The sequence below is a fragment of the Ruegeria sp. CDSA034 genome (genome assembly GCF_059612275.1).
The window spans coordinates 85,596-107,757 of the sequence record NZ_JBXWQH010000008.1 but is presented as its reverse complement, the minus strand read 5'-3'; the positions used below and the strand labels follow the sequence as shown (position 1 = coordinate 107,757).

Sequence of the window (22,162 nt, the reverse complement as noted above, 5' to 3'; positions counted from 1 at the left end):
GAATGCCATGGACCTTCTGAACGCCGCAGCCGGACCCGATACCGCCGATCTGATCAAGGACGGATCCGAGGCCACCTTTATGGCCGATGTCGTCGAGGCCTCACAGGAAATCCCTGTGATCGTGGATTTCTGGGCCCCCTGGTGTGGTCCGTGCAAAACGCTTGGGCCGCTGTTGGAAGAGGCTGTGACCGCCGCCAAAGGGGCGGTGAAGATGGTTAAGATTAATGTGGATGAGGCACAGATGATCGCCTCGCAAATGCGCGTTCAGTCGATCCCGACCGTATACGCGTTCTACAAAGGTCAACCGGTCGACGGGTTTCAGGGTGCCGTTCCAGGGTCCGAGATCAAGGCGTTTGTGGACCGAGTGATTGAGGCCGCCGGTGGTGAAAGCCCCGGGGGGCAGCTGGATGACGCTGTTCTGGCCGCCGAAGAAATGCTGGCCGATGGCGCAGCTGTGGATGCCGCACAGACCTTTTCCGCCATTCTGGGGGAAGACCCGAACCACGCCGCGGCTTATGGCGGTCTGGTGCGCGCCCATATTGCAGCAGGCGATCTGGAGCAGGCCGAGGCCATTTTGAATGGCGCACCCGCAGAGATTTCAACCTCGGCCGAGGTTGAAGCAGCCCATGCCCAGCTTGAGCTGGCGAAACAAGCGGCTGATGCAGGTCCCGTGGGTGAGCTGAAAGCAGCGGTCGAGGCGGATGCCGACAATCATCAGGCGCGGTTCGATCTTGCGCAGGCGCTGCACGCCAATGGTGAAGTTGAAGAGGCTGTTACGCAATTGTTGGAACTGTTCCGCCGCGACCGCGAGTGGGATGACGGTGCCGCAAAGGCGCAGCTTTTCACAATTTTCGACGCCCTCAAGCCCAATGATCCGATTGTTCTGAACGGGCGGCGCAAACTCAGTTCGATGATATTTGCCTAAATCCCGATCAGAGCTACACTCGGGTACATGATGCATCCCGCTGATCTGCCGGAGACGATATCCGTTTTCCCATTGCCCGGGGCGCTGTTGCTGCCCCGGTCTCGCTTGCCGCTACATATTTTTGAGCCGCGCTACCTGCAAATGCTGGACGACGCGCTGAAAACGCCTGAACGCTTGATCGGCATGGCCCAGCCGAACCCCTGTCAGTCCAACGAAAGCAAGCTGCACCAAATCGGTTGTGCCGGACGTGTGACACAGTTTTCTGAAACCGAAGATGGTCGCTACCTGATTACATTGTCCGGCATCTCGCGATTTCGGATCAAGTCCGAGCTGGATGCGTTTACGCCTTATCGCCGTTGTGCTGTTTCATGGGACGGGTTTGACCGCGATCTTGGCAAGGCCGAGGCGGACAATGCGTTCGATCGGTTGCGATTTTTGGATCTGCTTGAACGGTTTTTTTCCTCGCGCCAGCTGTCGACCGACTGGGACACGTTGAAGGATGCCGATGACGAGCTGCTAGTGAATTCTCTGTCGATGCTGCTGGATTTCGATCCCGAAGAGAAACAGGCGCTGCTTGAGGCACCTTGCCTTCGCACGCGCCGCGAGACATTGGTGACATTGATTGAATTCGCCATGCGCGGCGGATCGAGCGAGGAAAAACTGCAATGACCGAACCTGAACACCCATTTGATCGCCACATGCTTGAGGCGCTGATCTGTCCGCAGACGCACACTACTTTGCACTACGACGCCGAAAAGCAGGAACTGGTGTCCAAAGCTGCCAATCTAGCCTTTCCGATCCGCAACGGTATCCCGGTGATGCTGGTGGATGAAGCCCGGCACCTTGACTAAATCGCGCGCCCTTGCAGAAGTTTTGGCAGATCTCCGGTCAGCCCGGCGGCCTCACGGACAAAGCCGCGACGTAGTCCGGGGATCGAGCCGACGATCTCCATCCCGATGTCGCGCCCGAAGCGCAGAATCGGGTTGTCGTTCGAAAACAGCTTGTTGAACACATCGGTCGCCATGGCCAGCGCCGCCGTGTCGAACCGTCTCCATTCCTGGTAACGTTCCAAAACCAATACCGAACTGATATCTTCGCCACGCCGTCCGGCCAGTGTCAGAACTTCCGCCAAGGCACCCACGTCCCGAAGACCTGCGTTCAAACCCTGACCTGCAATTGGATGCATGCCGTGGGCGGCGTCCCCGACCAAAGCCATGCGGTCACCGATAAAGGAATTGGCGATCGTCAGGTTTAGCGGATAGGTGAATCGGTCGCCCTGAAGGCGGATGTCACCCAGAAAATCACCAAAGCGCGGGCGCAATACCTGCAGATAGTCCGCCTCGGGCATGGCGTTGATGCGTTTGGCCATTTCGGAGCGTTCGCTCCAGACGATCGAGCTGCGATTGCCGGTCAGCGGCAGAATCGCCAAGGGGCCGGGGGGCATGAAGAACTGATGCGCCACGCCGTTATGGGGCAGGTCATGCTCAATGGCACAGACCAGCGCGGTCTGGCCGTAGTCCCAACCGGTGCGCTTGATCCCAGCACGCGCGGCGGTGCCACTGCGGCGCCCGTCACAGCCAACCAACAATCCGCCGGTCAGGGTCGTGCCATCATCCAGCGTCAGCGCTACGCCGGTATCATCAGAGGCCTGCGCGACAACGGTTTTGCCGCTGATCTGCGTGATGCTGCCCTGTTCGGCCATGGCATCCAGAAACGCGCGGCGCAGGTGGCGGTCTTCGACCATGTAACCCATCGGGCCTTCTTCTATCTCGGCATGGTCAAAATGCAGGAAAAACGGGGATGGACCAGCGCCGGAATGGCCATCAGTGACCTTGATCTCAAGCATGGGCTGGGCACGGTCTGCCACCTTGTCCCAGACGCCAACCGCATCCAACAACCGCTGCGAGGCTAGCGCCAGCGCATAGGCGCGCCCGTCAAAAGCCGCGTTTTTCCGTGCTTTTTCGGCCAATGCGTCGATGACGGTGACAGAATGCCCCGTCTGGGCCAGTGCCAGTGCCAGGGCCGGGCCGTTCAGGCCGCCGCCTACGATCAGGATATCCGAGTTGTGTTCCATGGCCTGCAATATGCGCGCCCTTTCGGGATTGTCCATGTGCGGTCCTGTCGCTACCTTCCCTAAAAGTGCTTTTTTTCCAAGGGGGCAGGGATGCAGGACTGGCTGACCATGGCGGCGTGTGATCTGGGTCGGGGTATCGGCATGGGACAGATCGATCCGGTTGAATTGACCGAGACCTATCTGGCCGCTATCGACGCGCATCCGCACCGTGACAGGATCTATGCCCGCGTTACGCATGATCGTGCACGAGCTGAGGCACAGGCTGCGCAGGAGCGCGCCAATCTGGGCCTGCGGCGGTCCCTGTTGGATGGTGTGCCGATCAGCTGGAAAGATCTGTTCGACACCGCCGGCACCGCGACTGAGGCAGGCTCGGCCTTGCTGAAAGGCCGGGTGCCCGAAATGGACGCGGTCGTTGTGCGTAACGCCACCGCCATGGGCACGGTCTGTCTGGGTAAGACGCATATGAGCGAGCTGGCTTTCTCAGGCCTTGGCCTGAACCCGATCACTGGCACACCCCCATGCATTGACGACGAAGACGCTGTATCCGGAGGCTCTTCTTCCGGCGCGGCGGCATCGGTGGCCTGGGGGCTTGCCGCCTGTGGGATCGGTTCAGATACGGGCGGGTCAGTGCGCATTCCAGCGGCCTGGAACAATCTGGTCGGGCTGAAAACCACCGCCGGGCGCGTCAGCCTTGAGGGTACAGTGCCCTTGTGTCTGCGGTTCGACACTATTGGTCCACTGACCCGCTCAGTCGAGGACACGGCTCAGATGCTGGCCTTGCTCGAGGGGCGCTCTCCACTGGATCTTCGCGGTGCCAGCCTGAAAGGCCGCCGCTTTGCCAATCTTCAGACTGTGGCGCAGGACGACCTGAGGGATGAACCGCGTAAGGCCTTTGAGGATGGGTTGCAAAGACTCACCGAGGCAGGCGCCGAGATCGTTCCGCTGGACGTCCCCGAGCTGCACGACGCCATGGCGCTGTCCGGCATTCTGTACACGACCGAAGCTTATGGGTTGTGGCGCGATGTGATCGAGGCCAACCCTGACGCCATGTATCCCGAGATACTGGAACGGTTTCGGTCGGGTCAAAACGCGACCGGAGCCGATTACATCGCGGCCTGGTCCAGGCTGAAAGCCTGTCGGGCGGCATGGGATGCCGCCACATCCGGGTTTGATGCAGTGCTTGCGCCGACAGCGCCCATTTTGCCGCCGAATCTGGATCGGTTGATGAATGACCATGACTACTATGTCACGGAAAATCTGTTGGCGCTGCGCAACACCCGTATTGGCAATCTGATGGGACTTGCTGCACTGACACTGCCGACCGGAATACCCGGCTGTGGCGTGATGATGATGGGATATCCGGGCTCGGAAGAGGCCCTGCTAAGGCTGGGATCAGCGGCCGAGACGGCGTTGGCCTGAATGCCACAATCCCCTGATTCGCCACCTCTTTGTCTGGACGAAACCGGGTGCGATCTGTAGTCTGCCTGTAAAACGGGGCGAAATGATCCCGGTATTGAGGCAGTAGTTATGAATTTCCCCGAACGGTTTTCGGACCTACCGGAATATGCATTCCCGCGTCTGCGCACCCTGTTGGATCATCACCAGCCGGGTGGCGAAGTGATTCACATGACCATTGGCGCGCCTATGCATGATTTTCCGGCGTGGGTCACCGATGTGATCACAGAAAACGCGGCCGGGTTTAAAGGATACCCTCCAAACGAAGGGTCGCCCGAGTTGCGGTCGGCGATTACTGACTGGATTGATCGCCGCTATGGCGTTTCGATGGACCCTGACACCAACGTGATGGCGTTGAATGGCACGCGCGAAGGATTGTACAACGCCGCGATGGCGCTGTGCCCCGAGCAGAAAAACGGTGAAAAGCCCGTCATACTGTGCCCGAATCCATTCTACCAGGTCTATATGGTGGCCTCACTGTCGGTTCGTGCCGAGCCTGTATTCGTATCCGCAACTGCCGCCACAGGTCACTTGCCGAACTATTCGGGGCTACCAAAGGACGTTCTGAACCGCACCGTAGCGGCCTATATCTGTTCTCCCGCCAATCCGCAGGGCGCAGTCGCCTCGCGCGACTATTGGGTCGAACTGATCCAACTGGCCGAAACCTATGATTTCCGCATCTTCGCGGATGAATGTTATTCCGAAATTTACCGCGACACGGCACCAACCGGTGTGCTGACCGCCGCGCAGGAACTTGGGGCCGATCCGGAGCGGATCACCTTGTTCAATTCACTGTCGAAGCGGTCCAATCTGGCTGGTCTGCGCTCGGGCCTGATCGCCGGTGGTCCCGAGACCATCAAGAGGGTCAAGCAGTTACGCAACTACGCAGGTGCGCCTTTACCGCTACCTTTGCAGGCTGCCGCCGCAAAAGTTTGGGCAGATGAGGTGCATGTTGTAGAGAACCGCGCGCTGTATCAGGAAAAATACACGATCGCGGATGAGGTTTTCGCGGGCGTGCAGGGCTATATGGCGCCTGAAGCCGGGTTTTTCCTATGGCTGCCAGTCGAAAATGGCGAGGAAACCACATTAAGGCTGTGGCAGGAAACCGGTGTTCGGGTGCTGCCTGGTGCATATCTTTCTCAAGGTGATCCGGGGCAAAACCCGGGCGAACAATTTATCCGGGTCGCAATGGTGGCCCCAAAAACAGAGTTGCGGCAGGGGCTGATTACGCTCCGTGACTGCATCTATTCGTGAGGTACGAGGGCAAAATGGCATCATATAACGCGCGCAACCGCGATCCATTGCTGGACAGTACGACCCAGGCCGCCATCGAAAGGCGTAGCAAGGAACTGATCGGGATCGCCCTGATCCTGCTGGGGCTGGCTTCAGCCGCGATGATCTGGTCCTACACGCCGGATGATCCGAACTGGATGGTGTCGACAGACGCGCCAGTGCAGAACTGGATGGGGCGGATTGGGGCGTCGATCGCCGCGCCGCTGTTCATGATCGTCGGATGGGGCAGTTGGAGCATCGCGCTGGTGCTGATTGGCTGGGGCATACGCTTTGCCGGGCACTTCGGCGAGGAACGCGCAGTGGCCCGCCTTATCTTTGCTCCGATCTGGATTGCCATCGTTTCCGTTTATGCCGCGACTTTGGTGCCGGGTGAGGCATGGCGCACGACCCACAGCTTTGGTCTGGGGGGCTTGTTCGGTGATACCGTCATGGGTGCGTTGCTGACACTGCTGCCTATATCGTCACATTTCATGGTCAAACTGATGTCGCTGGCGATGGCAGCTGGCATGCTGGTGCTGGGTACATTTGTCCTTGGATTCACAAAAGCCGACGTGCGCAAAGGCACGCGTGCCTTCTTGTTGGGCCTTGTGATGTCCTATGACATGTTGATGAACCTCTTGGGTCGCAGTGCGTCGGTTACCGCACAGGCGGCACGAGATCGCCGGGCACAGTGGGAAGAGCGCAAGGCCATCCGCGCAGAGGCCAACGACGCGGTGTTTGACGATGATATGGCGTATGCCGATCCGATGTTCGAAGAGCCGGATTTCGAAGAGCCCGAACCCGCAAAACCCGGTCTGCTGGCGCGGATGCCAAGCCTGATCCGCCGCGCCGATCCCATGCCGGAACCTGAACTGGTCGCCCGCGAACCGGTTGCCGGATTCGATGAAATGCCGGGTGAAGATCGTATCAAGTCCAAGATTTCCGCAGCCGTGCGCAATCGCAAAGTGGCCGCGGGTGAAGTGGCGCCAGAGGTCGATCCAACCCTGCCTTTGACCAAAGGGCGTGGCCGGGGGCCGGACCCGTTGATTTTGAACGCCAGAGGCGGAGAGGAGCTTCCCCCCGAGCCGCCGATGACATTGGACGGTCTGCCGCCTGAGCCGATGCTGACAGCAGAGCCTGAACCCGAGTGGCATCAGGAACCCCTGCATCATGATTTTGCGCCCGAGCCCGTCTTTGAGGATGAGGCCGTATTTGAAGACGCACCCGAACCCGAACCGGCCCCGCTTCCTGCGATGAAAATTCCAGTGGCCGAGCCGCGCAAACCCGTAGTGGCACAGCCTGTTCGCCGTACCCCTGCGCCGTCGCGTCGTGCACAGGCCGAAGCACAGCCTGGGTTGTCCTTTGAAGACCGGCATTCGGACTTTGAGCTGCCGCCTTTGAGCTTGCTGTCCAACCCTTCCAGCATTCAGCGCCATCACCTCAGCGATGAGGCATTGGAAGAAAACGCGCGCATGTTGGAAAACGTGCTGGACGACTATGGCGTCAAGGGTGAGATCACCAGTGTGCGCCCCGGCCCGGTTGTTACCATGTACGAACTAGAGCCTGCTCCGGGCCTGAAAGCGAGCCGGGTTATCGGTCTGGCCGACGATATTGCGCGCTCGATGTCGGCACTGTCGGCACGTGTTTCGACCCTGCCGGGTCGTTCGGTGATCGGGATCGAATTGCCCAATGAAAACCGCGAGATGGTGGTGTTGCGCGAAATCCTTGCCAGCCGTGATTTTGGTGATGGTAACCACGCGCTGCCACTGGCGCTGGGCAAGGATATCGGCGGCGAATCCATGGTCGCAAACCTGGCCAAGATGCCCCACTTGTTGATTGCGGGGACAACCGGTTCCGGTAAGTCGGTTGCGATCAACACCATGATCCTATCGCTGCTATATAAGCTGACACCGGACGAATGTCGCCTGATCATGATCGACCCCAAGATGCTGGAACTGTCCGTCTATGATGGCATTCCGCATCTGCTGTCGCCCGTTGTGACCGACCCGAAAAAGGCGGTTGTCGCGCTGAAATGGGTCGTGGGCGAGATGGAGGACCGCTATCGTAAAATGTCCAAGATGGGTGTGCGCAACATCGCGGGCTACAATGGCCGCGTGAAGGACGCGTTGGCCAAGGGCGAGATGTTCAGCCGCACCGTGCAGACCGGGTTCGACGATGAAACCGGCGAGCCAACGTTCGAGACAGAAGAGTTCGCGCCCGAAGCGATGCCCTACATCGTCGTGATTGTTGATGAGATGGCCGACCTGATGATGGTCGCGGGCAAAGAGATCGAGGCCTGTATCCAGCGACTGGCGCAGATGGCAAGGGCCTCGGGTATTCACCTGATCATGGCCACGCAGCGCCCCTCGGTCGATGTGATTACCGGTACGATCAAGGCGAACTTCCCAACCCGGATTTCGTTCCAGGTGACCTCGAAAGTCGACAGCCGCACTATTCTGGGCGAAATGGGGGCCGAGCAACTGCTGGGGCAGGGCGACATGCTGTATATGGCAGGTGGCGCCAAGATCACCCGTTGCCACGGCCCGTTTGTTTCGGACGAGGAAGTCGAGGAAATCGTCAACCACCTGAAACAGTTCGGCCCACCGGACTATGTGAACACCGTACTGGACGGCCCATCTGAGGATAAAGCCGACAACATCGATGCCGTATTGGGCCTCAACACCGGTGGCAACACCAACGGGGAAGATGCGCTATACGATCAGGCGGTGGCGATTGTGATCAAGGATCGCAAATGCTCGACCTCGTACATTCAGCGGAAACTTGCCATTGGCTACAACAAAGCTGCGCGACTTGTTGAGCAAATGGAAGATGAAGGCGTTGTTTCGTCGGCAAATCATGTCGGGAAACGCGAAATCCTCGTACCCGAACAATAGGATATTTAATAACAAGGGCAGAGCGCTTATCTGGGAACTTATGAAACAGATTGCCTTTGCCCTTGCTTTGACACTCGCCGCGCCTGCGGCCTGGGCGGCTGATAAGCTGCCGTTGTCCCAAATCTCAAACTACCTCAATGGCCTCAAAACCGTTGAGACCACGTTTACACAAGTCAACGATGACGGCTCGCTGAGCACCGGAAAGCTGTGGATAGAACGCCCCGGTAAGATGCGGTTCGAATATGACCCGCCCAACAGCGCTGTGGTTCTGGCGCGCGCAGGTACGGTGCAGATCTTTGATCCGAAATCTAACCAGCCCCCTGAACAGTATCCGTTGAAACGCACACCCCTGTCGCTGGTGCTGGCGCGTAACGTCAATCTGGGGCAGGCGAATATGGTGGTTGCCCATGATTTTGACGGGACGGCCACGGTTGTTACCGCTCGGGACCCAAAGAACCCCGATTCCGGCCGGATTGAACTGATGTTCACGGGGGACCCGATTGAGCTGCGCAAATGGGTCATTCACGACAATGCCGGCAGTCAGACGACCGTTCTGCTGGGGCAGCTGAGTACCGGCGGAAATCTCAGCAACGATCTGTTTTCCAGATCAAAAAGAAGCGGGTCAGGCAATCGCTGACCCGCACTCCTGTCAGTAGCGGCAATTGGCCAGCTGCGCCTGATAGAGCTTGGCGCGTGCATCCACGTCATTGGCGACGTTCAACAGCCAGGATTTGCTGTTATGGCTGCCGCGGGCAAAGCCGGTGTGCCCCTCGTGATAGGCCAGATACTGGTTGCGCGTATCTGTGGGGTGAATACCGTTCCGCTGATGGCTTTTGTTCATGTACCAGCCGATGAAATCTGACGCATCGCGGATGCGGTCCCGCTTGGCGCGGCGTTTGCCGGTCTCTTTGCGGTATTCATCCCAAGTGCCGTCCAGGGCCTGGCTGAAACCGTAGGCGCTGCTTTGACGGCCCATCGGGATCACACCCAGAACGTATTGGTGCGGCGTACGTGCGTCGTGCTTATAGCGGCTTTCCTGATAGATCGTCGCCATCTGAACGTGAATTGGGACGCCCCATTTCCGTTCGGTGCTTTTGAACGCCTTGATAAAATCAGGCCGTTCGCGCGCAATGCTGCACGCGTCATTCAATCTGCTCGGTGGCTGTTTGGACCCGCCACCGCAGGATGCCAAAAGCAGCACCCCGAAGAGTACGAAAAGAATTCTGCTCATGTGCCTCGTGCCTTTTTTCTTTATTCTAGCGCAAATTGAGCGATTAGGAAATCACAATCGTTATAGAACAATGGCTAGAATTATAGGCAAAGCGCCCACGCTAAGCACAGTTGATACCATGACCATCCCTGCAACCGCGTCCGAATCCGCGTCAAACCGCTCGGCCAGCAGGTACGATGTAACCGCGACTGGAGTGCACATCTGCAGGACCAATACTCCAAAAGCGGTTGCGTCCAGATCAAAGAATCGAGCTATTGCCCAGCCGAGCGCAAAGCAGACCAGCAGCTTCAGGACGGACAGCCAGATCGCCTGACCCAATTTGCGCGTCGTCAGCCTTGCAATTGCCACGCCGACTGTAATCAACATCATGGGGATGGCCATTTGGCCTAGCAGCTCTAGCGTATTGGTCAGGAACAGTGGCGTTTCCCAGTCTTGCCATAGGAATAAGGCCCCAAGCAGGGTCGCCCAAACCATCGGTTCGCGCGCAACTTTGCCGAATGCACCCTTTCCAGCGACGAGGTAAATTCCATAGGTGAAGGAAAACAGGGCGGTAATTGCCAGGAAAATGACTGCAAAACCCAGACCTGCCTGACCAAACGCAAAAATGCACAGCGGCAGGCCCAGATTTCCGGTATTGCCAAAAATCAGTGGCGACAGGTAAGTCCGACGGTCCAGGTTTGAAAGTCGAACGAAAACGCCAAAGGCCACGGCAAGGCCAATATGACCCGCAATTGCGGCCAGTGTGAAGCGGGTCAACTCTCCTGCCGGGATCTCGGTTTGCATCAGCGCCACAAAGATCAGGCTGGGCACGGCAAGCGTCACGGCAAGGCGCGTCACAAACTCCAAACGGTACTCAAAACCAAGTTTGACCCAGGTGAATCCAATGCCCGCCAGCAGAAAAACCGGCGCCACAATTTCGAACACTGTCAGTAAGATGTTCACAGACTGTTTCCTTTAATTTCCGATCAATGATTGGCATTCCGGCCCGGAAAGAGGTAGTAAGATCTCTGGGGGCTGAGATAATGCTGAAGACAAATGCCAAGTACCGCCTGGGACAGGTGGTCCGCCATAAAAAGCATCCCTTCCGAGGGGTGATTTTTGACGTGGACCCGGAATTTTCCAACACAGAAGAGTGGTATCAGGCCATTCCCGAGGACAGCCGCCCCATCAAGGATCAGCCGTTTTACCATCTGCTCGCAGAAAACGACCAATCCTTCTATGTGGCTTATGTTTCAGAACAAAATCTGGTTGCCGACCAATCCGGGGAACCGGTTGAGCATCCTGATATTCCTGACATGTTCGGTCCTTTCGAGAATGGCGCGTACCCGCTGCACTTTAATTTGAACTAAGTGATTTGGTGCGCCAGATTTCGCGCCCTGGTGGTCAGTAACCTAACGCACAACCGTCTTTTCTGGGGTCACTTGCGCCTTCCAGAACACCATCTGTGCGGATTCGGATTGCTTGCGCTCCGCCAAGGGGCGTTTCTGGAACCTGAACGTTGTGCCCAAAATCGCTCAATTGTTGAGATGTGCTGGGCGGAATTCCGCGTTCAAGTTTCAGAACGCCGCCGTCTGCAAAGGCGCGCGGGGCGTCCACAGAGGCCTGCAAACCCAACCCATGATCAGTGAGGTTGGACAATAGGCGTGCATGGCCTGTTGGTTGAAAAGCTCCGCCCATCACGCCAAATGGCATGAGCACACGGCCATCCTGTTTGAGCATACCGGGAATGATCGTGTGCATCGGGCGTTTGCCCGGGCCAAGCTCGTTTGGGTGACCGGGGCTCAGGTTGAAGCCTGAGCCGCGGTTTTGCAGCAAAATCCCGTATTTTTCCGATGCGATGCCAGACCCAAAGCTGTGAAATATGGAATAGATCAGCGAAACGGCCATCCGATCCCGGTCAACAACCGTAATATAGACCGTGTCCTTGTGAATGGACTCGGTTAGTGGGGCTGCCGCTGGCATGGCGCGCTTGGGGTCAATCAACGCGGCCAGCTTGTCCGCCACGCTCTGGTCGAGGAATCGTTCAGCGTGGGTCGTGTGATCGGGGTCCGCAATGAACCGATTGCGCGCGTCATAGGCGAGTTTCGAGGCCTCGGCCTCAAGATGGATGAGTTCTGGGCCAAATGGGTCAAGACCGGCCAGATCGAAGTTCTTTAGGATGTTCAAAAGCAGGATTGCAGTCGCACCCTGGCCGTTGGGCGGGTGTTCGACAAGATCGATGCCGTTGTAGTTTCCGCTGACAGGCTGGGATTTTGTGCATTGCGTGGCCAGAAAATCCTCGGCCATGTGAACACCACCCAATGCTGTTAGGGCGTCAATCATATCCTGTGCAATTTCACCGGAATAAAAGGCGTCACGACCATTGCGGGCAATCTGGCGCAGAACCTCTGCTTGCCCTGGCGCGCGAAAGACCTGACCTGTTTTTGGCGCTTCGCCGTCGGTCAGGTAGTGTCTGCGCGCGGCGCCCTGTAACGTGGCGGCCCCCGTTTTCCAATCAATGGCGACGCGGGGTGCAACTGGGACACCCACCTCGGCATAGTGAATGGCAGGTGCCAGTATCTCATCCAGCCCAAGCCTGCCCTCGGTTTCTGCCAGATGGCAAAAGGCATCAATCGCACCGGGAATGGTCACCGCATCGGGTGTGTTCAACGGCACTGTATCCAGCCCCTCGGCCCGCAACTTGTCCGCATTGGCAGCCGCCGGCGCGCGCCCGGATCCGTTCAGGGCGCGTATCTGATCTTCGCCTGCGCGGTTGAACAGGACAAAGCAATCGCCGCCGATGCCCGTCATCTGCGGCTCGCAAATGCCCAGCAGCACAGCGCCTGCGATGGCAGCGTCCATGGCATTGCCGCCTTGCTGCAGGATATTTACGGCAACCTGCGCGGCCAGAGGATGCGATGTGGCGCACATTCCCTCGGTTGCCAGAACTTCGGACCGACCTGGAGTGTGAAAATCCCGCATAGCTTTGCCTTCCCCTTTTGAACACGCCGAACGTAAAGCGCGGTCAGGGATTGTCTAGTCACATCAGCGGGAAGGGAGATCCTCGGCGCCGTTCACTGGGTGGGGGCTGTGACACGAGGCGCCGAGGGAAGCTATCTGAGCTACGGATACCTTTTTGCCCTTTGTTTGCGGCGCGGCAATGGTACGATCTGGGCCATTATGTGACTATTTTGGGTCAGGTGGTCGGGTTTGGAAAGTCAAACCGCAGGGACAACCGGTTGCAGCCATTGCGATGTTCATAGCGAATGTCGCTGGTCAGTTCGTGGATCAGGAACCAGCCAAACCCGCCTTCGGGCAACTCGTCGAGTGTCGATCCCAAAGGCGCGGGCACACCATCGGGCACGCGAAATCCCGGCAAAGGAGTCCCGGTGTCAGAGATCAAAATATCCAGCCAATTTTGGTGCAGCCGACAATGCACCCGGACCTTGGCCGGGGTGACGTCCGAATAAGCATGCTCCACCACATTGTTGATCGCCTCGGCCAGAGCGATTTTCACGTCGCTCGCCTTGTGTGGCGGTAGACCCTGCGCCTCCAGCCCTTTGCTTAGCTGGGCGATACCAACACTGGCTTCGGTTTCGGTTGCAGTAAAGCTCAGATCCAAGCAGTTCCCGTTCCCCATCGACATCGCGCCTATTCAATCCGTGAAGTCATTCCGCCGGCGGTGCCAGAGCGTCGTCCAGGGTAGGATAGAGGTTGAAAACCGTATCCATGCGGGTCAGCCGAAACACCTTTTCGACAAACGGGTGCAACCCGGCCAAATCCAACCTGCGGTCACTGCCCAGTTGTTTCATCGACGCGACGATGGCCCCAAGGCCGCTTGAATCGATAAATTCGACCCCCGTCAGGTCCAGAACAACGCGCGACGCGCCACCGTCGGCCTCATTGCGCATGTCTTCCTTGAACTGAATGGCCATTGCGGCATCAATCCGGTCCGAATGCACGGTAATGATCTGCGTCGTGTCTGTTATCTTACTGGTCAGGGCCATGCGCACGGGCTCTCTAAACTGAAAATCACTCGTAGAAATACGCTAGACGACAATTCTTACCATTCTGTATCCATTCCAGTAGAAAAGCGAAGGAGCATCCAGATGAAGCAAGTCGTTATCGCCGGCGCGGCGCGGACCCCGATGGGTGGGTTTCAGGGGATGTTCGATACCGTGACAGCGGCCGATCTGGGCGGCGACGCCATCAGGGCAGCGTTACAAGGGGCCGGTACTGAAACCGTTGACGAAGTCCTTATGGGATGTGTTTTGCCGGCCGGGCAGGGGCAGGCGCCCGCGCGCCAGGCCGGTTTTGCGGCAGGGTTGGGCGAAGACGTTCCCGCCACAACGCTGAACAAAATGTGCGGATCGGGCATGAAAGCGGCCATGATGGCCTATGACCAGATCGCTTTAGGGCATGCCGATACAATGATCGCAGGTGGGATGGAGAGCATGACGAACGCGCCATACCTTTTACCCAAAATGCGCGAAGGCGCGCGATTGGGTCATACGCAGGCAATGGATCATATGTTCTTGGACGGGCTCGAGGACGCTTACGACAAAGGTCGCCTGATGGGCACATTCGCCGAAGACTGCGCCGAGGCCTATCAGTTCACGCGCGAAGCGCAGGACGAATATGCGCTGCGTTCATTGTCAAATGCGCTGGCCGCACAGGAAAACGGCGCATTCGCGGATGAAATCACGCCGGTTACGGTCCGCACCCGAAAGAGTGAGGTCACGCAGGCCACGGATGAACAGCCGCTTTCGGCGCGGCCCGAGAAGATCCCGACGCTCAAGCCGGCGTTTCGGAAGGATGGCACTGTCACGGCGGCAAACTCTTCTTCGATATCGGACGGTGCCGCTGCATTGGTGCTGGCATCCGAGAACGCAGCCCATGCGCAGGGTCTGACTGTGCGTGCCCGTATTGTCGGCCACGCTAGCCATGCGCAGGCACCGGGGCTGTTTACGACGGCACCTGTTCCGGCCGCGCAGAAACTGCTGACCAACATCGGCTGGTCCAAAGAAGATGTCGATCTGTGGGAGGTCAACGAAGCCTTTGCGGTCGTGCCGATGGCGTTCATGCACGAAATGGGTCTGCCCCGCGATATCGTCAACGTGAACGGCGGGGCTTGCGCACTTGGACATCCGATCGGTGCGTCGGGTGCGCGGATTATAGTCACGCTGCTGAACGCGTTGGAAAAGCGAAACCTGAAACGCGGGGTGGCGGCGATCTGCATCGGCGGCGGCGAAGGAACGGCGATCGCCATCGAACGCGTTTGACGCTTCACCTTTTTCCAAATACTCCGGTGCAAACGTGCCACGAGTTCTGACATGACAGCTGATTATAATACACTTGCCAAAACCATCGCAGCCCTGACCGAGGGGGAAACCGATGACGTGGCCCTGATGGCTACAGTCGCGTGCGAGGTGCATCATTCCGATGATCGATTTGACTGGACAGGCTTCTACCGGGTCACCGAGCCGGGGCTTTTGAAGATTGGACCTTATCAAGGTGGGCACGGCTGTCTGGTCATCCCGTTCGACCACGGTGTCTGTGGCGCTGCCGCCCGTACGGGCGAGGTACAGTTGGTGCCGGATGTGGATGCGTTTCCGGGCCATATCGCCTGCGCATCTTCGACCAGATCCGAGGTGGTGCTGCCTGTGCACAACGCCGCCGGTGACGTCATTGCGGTGTTCGATATCGACAGTGATCAACCCAACGCGTTCAATGAACAAGACGCAAGGCAACTGAGCGGAATTCTGTCCAGCGTATTCGCCAAGTAAAAATGGCCGGGGGCGTACCCCCGGCCATATTGATTAGTGTGTGCTTCCTATCAGGTGCTCAGAAGCTTGGCTTTCTGCGCTGCAAATTCCTCATCCGTCAGAACGCCTTTTTCCTTGAGCGCTGCAAGCCGTTCCAGCTCATCCGCGGCGGATACGGTTGCGACTGAGCGGATATAGTCCTTTTGCGCCTGTTCGATCTGGCTCATGGCTTCGGCATTGTGCTGGTGCATTTTGTCGCCGCGGACAATCAGGTAGGCCAGAACACCCATCCAAGGAATCAGGATGACAAAGGCAATCCAGACTGCCTTTCCACCGCCACTTAGGTCCTTGGATCGGAAGACATCGGCCACAACCGAAATCATCACCCAGAACCAGGCCACCATCAGGAACAGCCAGAAGATTGACCAGACTATGTCGAAGAAACCGATGCCGTTGTCCATTTGTCATTCAACCCTTTGCGAATGCGTAAGAATAATCATATTCAGATAGAATGAGAGTGTAGCAGACAGTTTCCCAAATGGTTAGCACCTAATCCCTGATGGAAATCTCGCGCTAGACTAGGCTGGGCAATTCCAAGGCCGCCAGAAGATAGGCTAGGACAGCCTGAGCGCCGAAAATCCCAAAGATGTAGTATGAAAACAGCCGCTTGCGGGTTTTGTGTCTGAAAATCCACCGCCCCAGCAATGCGCCTGGACTGCCGCCCAGCGCCGCCAGCCACAATAGTTTTCGTTCCGGGATACGCCCTTTCCGCCGTCTTGCCCGCAGCTTATCCCAGCCAAAGGCAAGCAAAGTCAGGGTGTTGACGACCCACAGATAAATCACCGCAATCCACATGGTTGACGGATATCCAAACAATGTCGTGGACCCAAGTGAAAAAAATCTTGGATTTTTCACGGAATCAATGCATCGTGAAAAACGAGGAGAAAATTTCACCAAACTTCGGAGCGTTCAGTGAACAGCCAAGCCCCGCACAGCGCCACACTCGGAGCCGATCTTCGGGCTTTGCGTAAGGCGCGTGGGTTGACGCTGACCGAGATCGCTGCACGTCTGGGTCGTTCTGTAGGTTGGCTTAGCCAAGTCGAGCGCGACAAATCCGACCCCTCAATTTCCGACCTGCGCCAGATTGCCGAATGTCTGGGCGTGCCGATGTCGATGCTGTTCGCGCATTCCTCCGCTCCGGCAGATGAGCAGGGGTATGTGGTGCGCGCCGGAACGCGCCGCCCGATGGGGTCCGGTGAGGAAGGGTTGATCGAAGAACTGCTTTCGCCCGATCTGACCGATGATTTCGAAATGGTGCATTCCACATTCAAGCCCCGATCGAAAATGCAAACTCCGGCCAACCGACCAACGCAGGAGGTAGGGTACATGGTGTCAGGGCGGTTGGAACTGACGATCAGTGGGCGCCAGTTTTCGGTCGGCCCCGGCGACAGCTTTCGGATCAAACATGAACCCTATCAATGGTCGAACCCCTATGATGAGCCCGCAGTGGCCATATGGGTTATCGCTCCGCCGGTGTACTGATGAGCTTTGAAGCCTGGACCATATTCGCGCTGTTTTGGGTGGTGTTCGTCACCACGCCGGGTCCGAATGCTGTAAACTGCATCTCGAACGGAATGAGCCTGCCGTTTCCCAAGGCGATGCTAGGTGTGCTGGCGATTCTAACGCAGGCCAGCGCGTTTCTGATTTTGTCAGCACTAGGTGTGACCGCGTTGATCGCAGCCTCCCCAACCGGGTTTTTCATCGCCAAACTGGTTGGTGCAGGGTTCCTGATCTGGGTTGGGGTTCGCGGTTGGATAAATGCCACGCGTCCGGCACCAGTTACCGAACGCCCCGCGCGTCACGTGTATCTGCACGCATTGGCGGTCGCGACGATCAACCCCAAAAGCGTGGCGGGGTATCTCGCCGCCTTTTCACAGTTTGTGCAACCGGATGTGCCGATCTGGCAGCAGATGGTCGTCGTCATGCCCACGGCGCTGGTCATTACCACGCTCAGCTATACCGGGTTCACCCTGATGGGTACATTGATGGGCAAAGCGGCGCTAGGAGCGGTTTTCAACACTTGGGTGCGTCGTGTCATGGCCGCCTGTTTCATCATCTATGGCGTGTTGCTGGGTGCCAGCTCCACGCCCGCAGCTAGGGGGTAATCAGATGCAAAACGGTTCTTGCCTCTGCGGCGCAGTCGCGTTCACGATTGACGGAGAGCTTTCACAGCCTTCGGCCTGCCATTGCGGTCAATGCCGCAAGCAGTCCGGCCATGTTTGGTCTTCGACCTGGACACATCAGGATAACGTCAGCTTCACCGCCAGCGATACGCTTACGTGGTTCCGCGCTTCGGACACCGCCCGCCGCGGTTTCTGCCGTTCCTGCGGCTCGTTCCTCTTTTGGCAGCACAATGACGAGGACACGATTTCGATTTCCATGGGGGCTTTCGATACGCCCACCGGATTACAGCTCGCCCGGCACATCTTTGTGGCCGACAAGGGCGATTATTACGACATCACAGACGATCTGCCCCAACGGGCACAGTAACAAGGATCAAGACCAATGAGCGATTTTCCGACAAAAGCCCGCGTGGTTGTTATCGGTGGCGGTGTGGTGGGGGCCTCCTCGCTGTATCATCTGGCCAAGAAGGGCTGGACCGACTGTGTCCTGCTGGAAAAGAACGAACTGACGGCAGGCTCGACCTGGCACGCGGCGGGCAACGTTCCGACCTTCTCGAATTCATGGGCGATCATGAACATGCAGCGATACTCGACCGAGCTGTATTCGCGTCTGGGCGAAGAGGTCGACTATCCGATGAACTACCACGTTTCGGGTTCGATCCGTCTGGCGCACAGCAAAGAGCGGATGCAAGAGTTCGAACACGCCATGGCGATGGGACGCTATCAAGGCATCCCGATGGAGATGTGGACACCGGAAGAAGCTAAAGAGCGCTATCCATTCCTGGAGACGCACGATCTTGAAGGCGTTCTGTACGATCCCACCGATGGTGACATTGATCCGGCGCAGCTGACACAGGCGCTGGCCAAAGGCGCCCGTGACATGGGCCAGAAGATCATCCGCTTTTGCCCGGCAACTGGCGTAACTCAGCACGACGACGGCTCCTGGACCGTACACACCGACAAAGGCGATATCGCCTGCGACTATGTTGTGAACGCGGCTGGGTATTACGCGCAGCGCGTGGGAGAGTGGTTCAAACCTTTCGGCGGCCGCACAGTTCCCGCGATGGTGATGAGCCACCAGTATTTGCTGACCGACGAAGTTCCAGAAATTGAAGAATGGTCCAAAGCGAACGGTGGTAAGAAACTGCCACTGCTGCGCGACGTGGATATCTCGTACTACCTGCGGCAGGAAAAGAATGGCTTCAACCTTGGTCCGTATGAGCCTAACTGCAAGGGCCATTGGATGACTGAAGACGATGCTATGCCCGAGGATTTCTCGTTCCAGCTGTGGAACGATGATCTGGACCGCATCGAGGATATCGTCACTGACGCGATGGAGCGGGTTCCGCTGATGGCAACCTCGGGCGTTGGCCGTGTCATCAACGGCCCGATCCCCTATGCACCGGATGGTCTGCCGCTGATCGGCCCGATGCCGGGAGTTAGAAACGCGTTCGAAGCGCACACCTTTACTTTCGGCATCGCGCAGGGCGGTGGCGCGGGCAAAGTGCTGGCCGAATGGATCGTCGATGGCGCGACCGAATGGGACATGTGGGCCGTCGATCCGCGCCGCTACACCGACTACACAGATCAGGACTACTGCAACCAGAAAGGTCTGGAAGTTTATGGCAACGAATACGCCATGCACTTCCCTCATCACGAATGGCCTGCCGCACGCGACAAGAAACTGTCGCCGGTGCATGACAAGGTCAAAGCGCTGGGCGGCGTGATGGGTGCCTATAACGGATGGGAGCGCGCCAACTGGTTCGCAAAGCCGGGCGACGACACGTCGCTTGATGCCACCCATACCTGGGGTCGGTCCGGCCCGTGGGAGCAGCGGATCCAAGAAGAATGCGAGGCCGTGCGAGATGATTGTGGAGTGCTGGATCTGCCAGGCTTCTCGCGCTTCATGGTCAAGGGAGAGGGCGCCGCTGAGGCGTTGCGCGGTCTCGCAACCGGAGGGCTGCCAAAGGTTGGCCGGATGAACCTCATCTATGTCTCTGATGATCGTGGCCGCATTCTGACCGAGATGTCCTGTATCCGTCTGGGCGAGGACGAATTCGTCATGATCACCGCCGCCACTGCGCAATGGCATGACCGTGACATCCTGATGAACGCAATGCCTGCCAGTGTGTCGATCGAGGACGTGACAACCTCGCGTGATACTCTGATCGTCACGGGCCCGAAATCGCGCGAGATCCTGTCGAACCTGACGGACGCCGATCTGACCACTGGTTGGCTGACCCACCAGTCCGCCACCGTTGCTGGCCAGCCCGCCTACCTGATCCGCGTCTCTTTTGCCGGTGAACTGGGCTGGGAAGTGCATGCCCTGAACGAGCATATGCCTGCGATCTATGACGCGATCATCGGCGCCGGTGCCACGCCGTTCGGGATGTATGCCCTGAACTCACTGCGTATCGAAAAAGGCTATCGGGCATGGAAGGGTGACCTGTCGACCGACTACTCTCTGCTGGAAGGTGGGCTGGAGCGGTTCGTCAAACTCGACAAGCCGCAGGACTTCCCCGGCAAGGCCGCGATCCTGAACGAAAAGCAGCAGGGCGTAAAAAAGGCCTTTGTCACCATTACAGTGGATGCAGGAGACTGCGACGCGCCCTACATGTCCTGCATCTGGCAGAACGGCGAGATCGTGGGCGAGACCACTTCGGGCGCATGGGGTTACCGCGTCGGCAAGTCCATCGCGCTGGGCATGGTCAAGGCCGAGCTTGCCAACCCCGGCACCGAGCTTGAAGTCGAAATCTACGGCCAAAAGTGCCGCGCCGTGGTAGAGCAGGATCAGCCGCTCTGGGATCCTGAGAACGAGCGGTTGCGCGCTTAAACTCTCACGGAGACCACCATGAGCAAACGATACGCCAAACTGGGACCCGGTGAGGGTCTCAACTATGACTGGGAAAACGACCACACTTTTGTGAAAGTTTCCGGCCAGGACACGGATGGCGCATACACGCTTATGGAAGACAATCTGAAGGCCAGCTTCGCGCTTGGCCTTCATCGCCATGATACCCACACCGAGACTTTTTACTTTCTGGAAGGCGCGGTGGAATTCTACGTTGATGGCGACTGGCATCGCTGTACGCCCGGCACAACCATGCATGTGCCACCCGGAGTACCCCATGCGTGTCGCGTCGCCGATGGCGCGCCCGCCAGAATGCTGATGATCTTTCAGCCCTCGGGGTTCGACGGGTTTCTGGCTGAACTGGCAAAAATGACCGAGGCTGACTTTGCAGATGAGGCGAAAATGGCCGAGCTGAACGCGCGTTACGACATTGTGCCGATGGGGCCGGTTCCAGCCCATCCGGAAGACAGGGTCTAAAGATGACCACGCCCACGAAAATGTCCGGCGTTTACCTGACGCGCCACGGCGGTCCCGAAGCGCTGGAATGGCGCGAGGATATTCCGGTCCCAACGCCTGGTCCGGGGCAGGTTCTGGTTCGGGTCGCGGCTGCAGGGGTAAACAACACCGACATCAATACACGGGTCGGCTGGTATTCCTCGGACGTGACCGGGGCAACGGACGCCGTTGATCAGGATGTTGATGCCGGAGGCTGGGGAGGTGCGTTGGCGTTTCCGCGCATTCAGGGTGGCGATCTATGTGGGATAGTCGAATTGGCAGGGCAAGAGACCGGGTTTCAAGCCGGGCAACGGGTGACTTGCCCGATCAACTTGCCGCGCCCACGCCCCGGCAATCCGACTGGCTTTATCGCATTAGGCTCTGAAATCGACGGAGCATTTGCGCAATATTGTCTGGTTCAGGCCGACGACCTGTACGACGTGACGACCTCACCTCTGTCAGATGTCGAAATCGCCGCCATCCCCTGTGCATTTGGCACAGCCGAAAATCTATTGACCCGTGCTGGCGTGACTGCCGGGCATAAGGTGCTGGTTACCGGTGCCTCGGGTGGCGTGGGCCTTGCCGCCGTGCAACTGGCGGCGCTACGTGGGGCGACGGTTTGGGGCGTTACGGGTTCAGCCAAGGCCGAGGTGGTCAAAGCGCAGGGTTCCGTGGACACCTTTGACCGCAACGCGACGCTGCCCAAGGACATGTTCGACGTCGTGATCGACGTTGTCGGAGGCCCGGCCTGGCCCGGCCTGATCCTGGCCCTGAAACCCGGCGGTCATTATGCCGTTTCCGGGGCAATTGCAGGGCCGATAGTGCAGGCTGACCTGCGTGAGATCTACCTGCGCGACATCACGATTCACGGCTGCACACATCAGGCATTTGAAGTCTTTGGCCGCCTTGTCGAGATGATGAATGCGGGCCGCATCAAGCCTTTGGTTTCCAAGACCTATCCACTAAGAGACATCGCCAAGGCGCAGGAGGACTTTCAGTCCAAGGCGCTGCCGGGAAAACTCGTTCTAATTCCGTAGG

Annotated in this window: 24 protein-coding genes; 16 read left to right on the top strand and 8 right to left on the bottom strand. The window is 58.1% G+C overall.

Annotation, left to right across the window (positions count from 1 at the left end; all coding sequences use genetic code 11):
• Positions 1-7 precede the first annotated feature (7 nt).
• The 3 genes from trxA to AC2FLJ_RS14340 are packed head-to-tail and all read left to right on the top strand — an operon-like array spanning position 8 to position 1,776.
• On the top strand, positions 8-925 hold the full coding sequence (gene trxA / locus AC2FLJ_RS14350; RefSeq protein WP_496706409.1) for a thioredoxin: 918 nt from the start codon (positions 8-10) through the stop codon (positions 923-925).
• Positions 926-952: 27 nt separating this feature from the next.
• Positions 953-1,594 carry an LON peptidase substrate-binding domain-containing protein gene (locus tag AC2FLJ_RS14345; RefSeq protein ID WP_496706407.1) on the top strand — a complete coding sequence of 214 codons (642 nt, stop codon included), beginning with the start codon at positions 953-955 and terminating at the stop codon, positions 1,592-1,594.
• On the top strand, positions 1,591-1,776 hold the full coding sequence (locus tag AC2FLJ_RS14340; RefSeq protein WP_282170493.1) for a Trm112 family protein: 186 nt from the start codon (positions 1,591-1,593) through the stop codon (positions 1,774-1,776). Before AC2FLJ_RS14345 ends, AC2FLJ_RS14340 begins: the two co-directional genes overlap by 4 nt.
• Here AC2FLJ_RS14340 and AC2FLJ_RS14335 read toward each other — a convergent pair.
• Complete coding sequence (locus tag AC2FLJ_RS14335; RefSeq protein ID WP_496699395.1) at positions 1,773-3,035, bottom strand: FAD-dependent monooxygenase; 1,263 nt, start codon at positions 3,033-3,035, stop codon at positions 1,773-1,775. The genes AC2FLJ_RS14340 and AC2FLJ_RS14335 overlap by 4 nt on opposite strands.
• Positions 3,036-3,089: 54 nt before the next feature.
• Between AC2FLJ_RS14335 and AC2FLJ_RS14330 the strand changes: the two genes are divergently transcribed.
• The 4 genes from AC2FLJ_RS14330 to AC2FLJ_RS14315 all read left to right on the top strand — a co-directional run bounded on the left by AC2FLJ_RS14330 (position 3,090) and on the right by AC2FLJ_RS14315 (position 9,257).
• Positions 3,090-4,418, top strand: coding sequence for an amidase (locus tag AC2FLJ_RS14330; RefSeq protein WP_496699393.1), 1,329 nt, complete (start codon positions 3,090-3,092; stop codon positions 4,416-4,418).
• A 108-nt stretch (positions 4,419-4,526) separates the two neighbouring features.
• Complete coding sequence (locus AC2FLJ_RS14325; RefSeq protein WP_496699391.1) at positions 4,527-5,708, top strand: aminotransferase class I/II-fold pyridoxal phosphate-dependent enzyme; 1,182 nt, start codon at positions 4,527-4,529, stop codon at positions 5,706-5,708.
• Between the two features lie 14 nt (positions 5,709-5,722).
• The gene (locus tag AC2FLJ_RS14320; protein ID WP_496699389.1) at positions 5,723-8,620 is read left to right on the top strand and encodes a DNA translocase FtsK; all 2,898 of its coding nucleotides are present in this window, start codon (positions 5,723-5,725) and stop codon (positions 8,618-8,620) included.
• Positions 8,621-8,660: 40 nt separating this feature from the next.
• The gene (locus tag AC2FLJ_RS14315) at positions 8,661-9,257 is read left to right on the top strand and encodes a LolA family protein (protein WP_282120310.1); all 597 of its coding nucleotides are present in this window, start codon (positions 8,661-8,663) and stop codon (positions 9,255-9,257) included.
• 12 nt (positions 9,258-9,269) lie between these two features.
• On the opposite strand, the gene AC2FLJ_RS14310 is transcribed toward AC2FLJ_RS14315, so the two are convergent.
• Together AC2FLJ_RS14310 and AC2FLJ_RS14305 are read right to left on the bottom strand one after the other, a co-directional pair.
• A complete protein-coding gene (locus tag AC2FLJ_RS14310) occupies positions 9,270-9,851 on the bottom strand; it encodes a transglycosylase SLT domain-containing protein (RefSeq protein ID WP_058272557.1) in 582 nt (193 codons plus the stop codon).
• Positions 9,852-9,911: 60 nt separating this feature from the next.
• Positions 9,912-10,793, bottom strand: a complete 882-nt coding sequence (locus AC2FLJ_RS14305) for an AEC family transporter (RefSeq protein WP_282120309.1) — start codon at positions 10,791-10,793, stop codon at positions 9,912-9,914.
• Positions 10,794-10,873: 80 nt separating this feature from the next.
• Between AC2FLJ_RS14305 and hspQ the strand changes: the two genes are divergently transcribed.
• The gene (gene hspQ / locus AC2FLJ_RS14300) at positions 10,874-11,200 is read left to right on the top strand and encodes a heat shock protein HspQ (RefSeq protein ID WP_108861127.1); all 327 of its coding nucleotides are present in this window, start codon (positions 10,874-10,876) and stop codon (positions 11,198-11,200) included.
• A 34-nt stretch (positions 11,201-11,234) separates the two neighbouring features.
• Here the strand turns inward: hspQ and AC2FLJ_RS14295 are convergent, their stop codons facing one another.
• The 3 genes from AC2FLJ_RS14295 to AC2FLJ_RS14285 all read right to left on the bottom strand — a co-directional run bounded on the left by AC2FLJ_RS14295 (position 11,235) and on the right by AC2FLJ_RS14285 (position 13,837).
• Positions 11,235-12,812, bottom strand: coding sequence for a gamma-glutamyltransferase family protein (locus AC2FLJ_RS14295; protein ID WP_496699386.1), 1,578 nt, complete (start codon positions 12,810-12,812; stop codon positions 11,235-11,237).
• A 214-nt stretch (positions 12,813-13,026) separates the two neighbouring features.
• Positions 13,027-13,470 (bottom strand): ATP-binding protein, encoded by a 444-nt coding sequence (locus AC2FLJ_RS14290; RefSeq protein WP_234416667.1) that lies wholly within the window; start codon positions 13,468-13,470, stop codon positions 13,027-13,029.
• A 28-nt stretch (positions 13,471-13,498) separates the two neighbouring features.
• Positions 13,499-13,837 (bottom strand): STAS domain-containing protein, encoded by a 339-nt coding sequence (locus tag AC2FLJ_RS14285; protein ID WP_108861130.1) that lies wholly within the window; start codon positions 13,835-13,837, stop codon positions 13,499-13,501.
• 102 nt (positions 13,838-13,939) lie between these two features.
• Here AC2FLJ_RS14285 and AC2FLJ_RS14280 point away from each other — a divergent pair, with 102 nt between their 5' ends.
• Complete coding sequence (locus AC2FLJ_RS14280) at positions 13,940-15,112, top strand: thiolase family protein (RefSeq protein WP_108861131.1); 1,173 nt, start codon at positions 13,940-13,942, stop codon at positions 15,110-15,112.
• A gap of 51 nt (positions 15,113-15,163) precedes the next feature.
• The gene (locus AC2FLJ_RS14275; RefSeq protein WP_496699382.1) at positions 15,164-15,616 is read left to right on the top strand and encodes a GAF domain-containing protein; all 453 of its coding nucleotides are present in this window, start codon (positions 15,164-15,166) and stop codon (positions 15,614-15,616) included.
• Positions 15,617-15,666: 50 nt separating this feature from the next.
• On the opposite strand, the gene AC2FLJ_RS14270 is transcribed toward AC2FLJ_RS14275, so the two are convergent.
• Together AC2FLJ_RS14270 and AC2FLJ_RS14265 are read right to left on the bottom strand one after the other, a co-directional pair.
• Positions 15,667-16,056 (bottom strand): SHOCT domain-containing protein, encoded by a 390-nt coding sequence (locus AC2FLJ_RS14270; protein WP_058279764.1) that lies wholly within the window; start codon positions 16,054-16,056, stop codon positions 15,667-15,669.
• A gap of 112 nt (positions 16,057-16,168) precedes the next feature.
• Positions 16,169-16,450 (bottom strand): DUF1294 domain-containing protein, encoded by a 282-nt coding sequence (locus tag AC2FLJ_RS14265; RefSeq protein WP_282120305.1) that lies wholly within the window; start codon positions 16,448-16,450, stop codon positions 16,169-16,171.
• A 117-nt stretch (positions 16,451-16,567) separates the two neighbouring features.
• Between AC2FLJ_RS14265 and AC2FLJ_RS14260 the strand changes: the two genes are divergently transcribed.
• The 6 genes from AC2FLJ_RS14260 to AC2FLJ_RS14235 are packed head-to-tail and all read left to right on the top strand — an operon-like array spanning position 16,568 to position 22,161.
• On the top strand, positions 16,568-17,137 hold the full coding sequence (locus AC2FLJ_RS14260) for a helix-turn-helix domain-containing protein (RefSeq protein WP_472724551.1): 570 nt from the start codon (positions 16,568-16,570) through the stop codon (positions 17,135-17,137).
• Positions 17,137-17,760 (top strand): LysE family translocator, encoded by a 624-nt coding sequence (locus AC2FLJ_RS14255; protein ID WP_496699379.1) that lies wholly within the window; start codon positions 17,137-17,139, stop codon positions 17,758-17,760. The genes AC2FLJ_RS14260 and AC2FLJ_RS14255 overlap by 1 nt, the downstream gene beginning before the upstream one ends.
• 4 nt (positions 17,761-17,764) lie before the next feature.
• Positions 17,765-18,145, top strand: a complete 381-nt coding sequence (locus AC2FLJ_RS14250; protein ID WP_496706400.1) for a GFA family protein — start codon at positions 17,765-17,767, stop codon at positions 18,143-18,145.
• A gap of 15 nt (positions 18,146-18,160) precedes the next feature.
• Complete coding sequence (locus AC2FLJ_RS14245) at positions 18,161-20,611, top strand: GcvT family protein (RefSeq protein WP_496706399.1); 2,451 nt, start codon at positions 18,161-18,163, stop codon at positions 20,609-20,611.
• Between the two features lie 18 nt (positions 20,612-20,629).
• Entirely contained in the window at positions 20,630-21,106 is a 477-nt protein-coding gene (locus AC2FLJ_RS14240) for a cupin domain-containing protein (RefSeq protein ID WP_496706398.1), read from the top strand.
• 2 nt (positions 21,107-21,108) lie between these two features.
• The gene (locus AC2FLJ_RS14235) at positions 21,109-22,161 is read left to right on the top strand and encodes an alcohol dehydrogenase family protein (protein ID WP_496706396.1); all 1,053 of its coding nucleotides are present in this window, start codon (positions 21,109-21,111) and stop codon (positions 22,159-22,161) included.
• Position 22,162 lies beyond the last annotated feature (1 nt).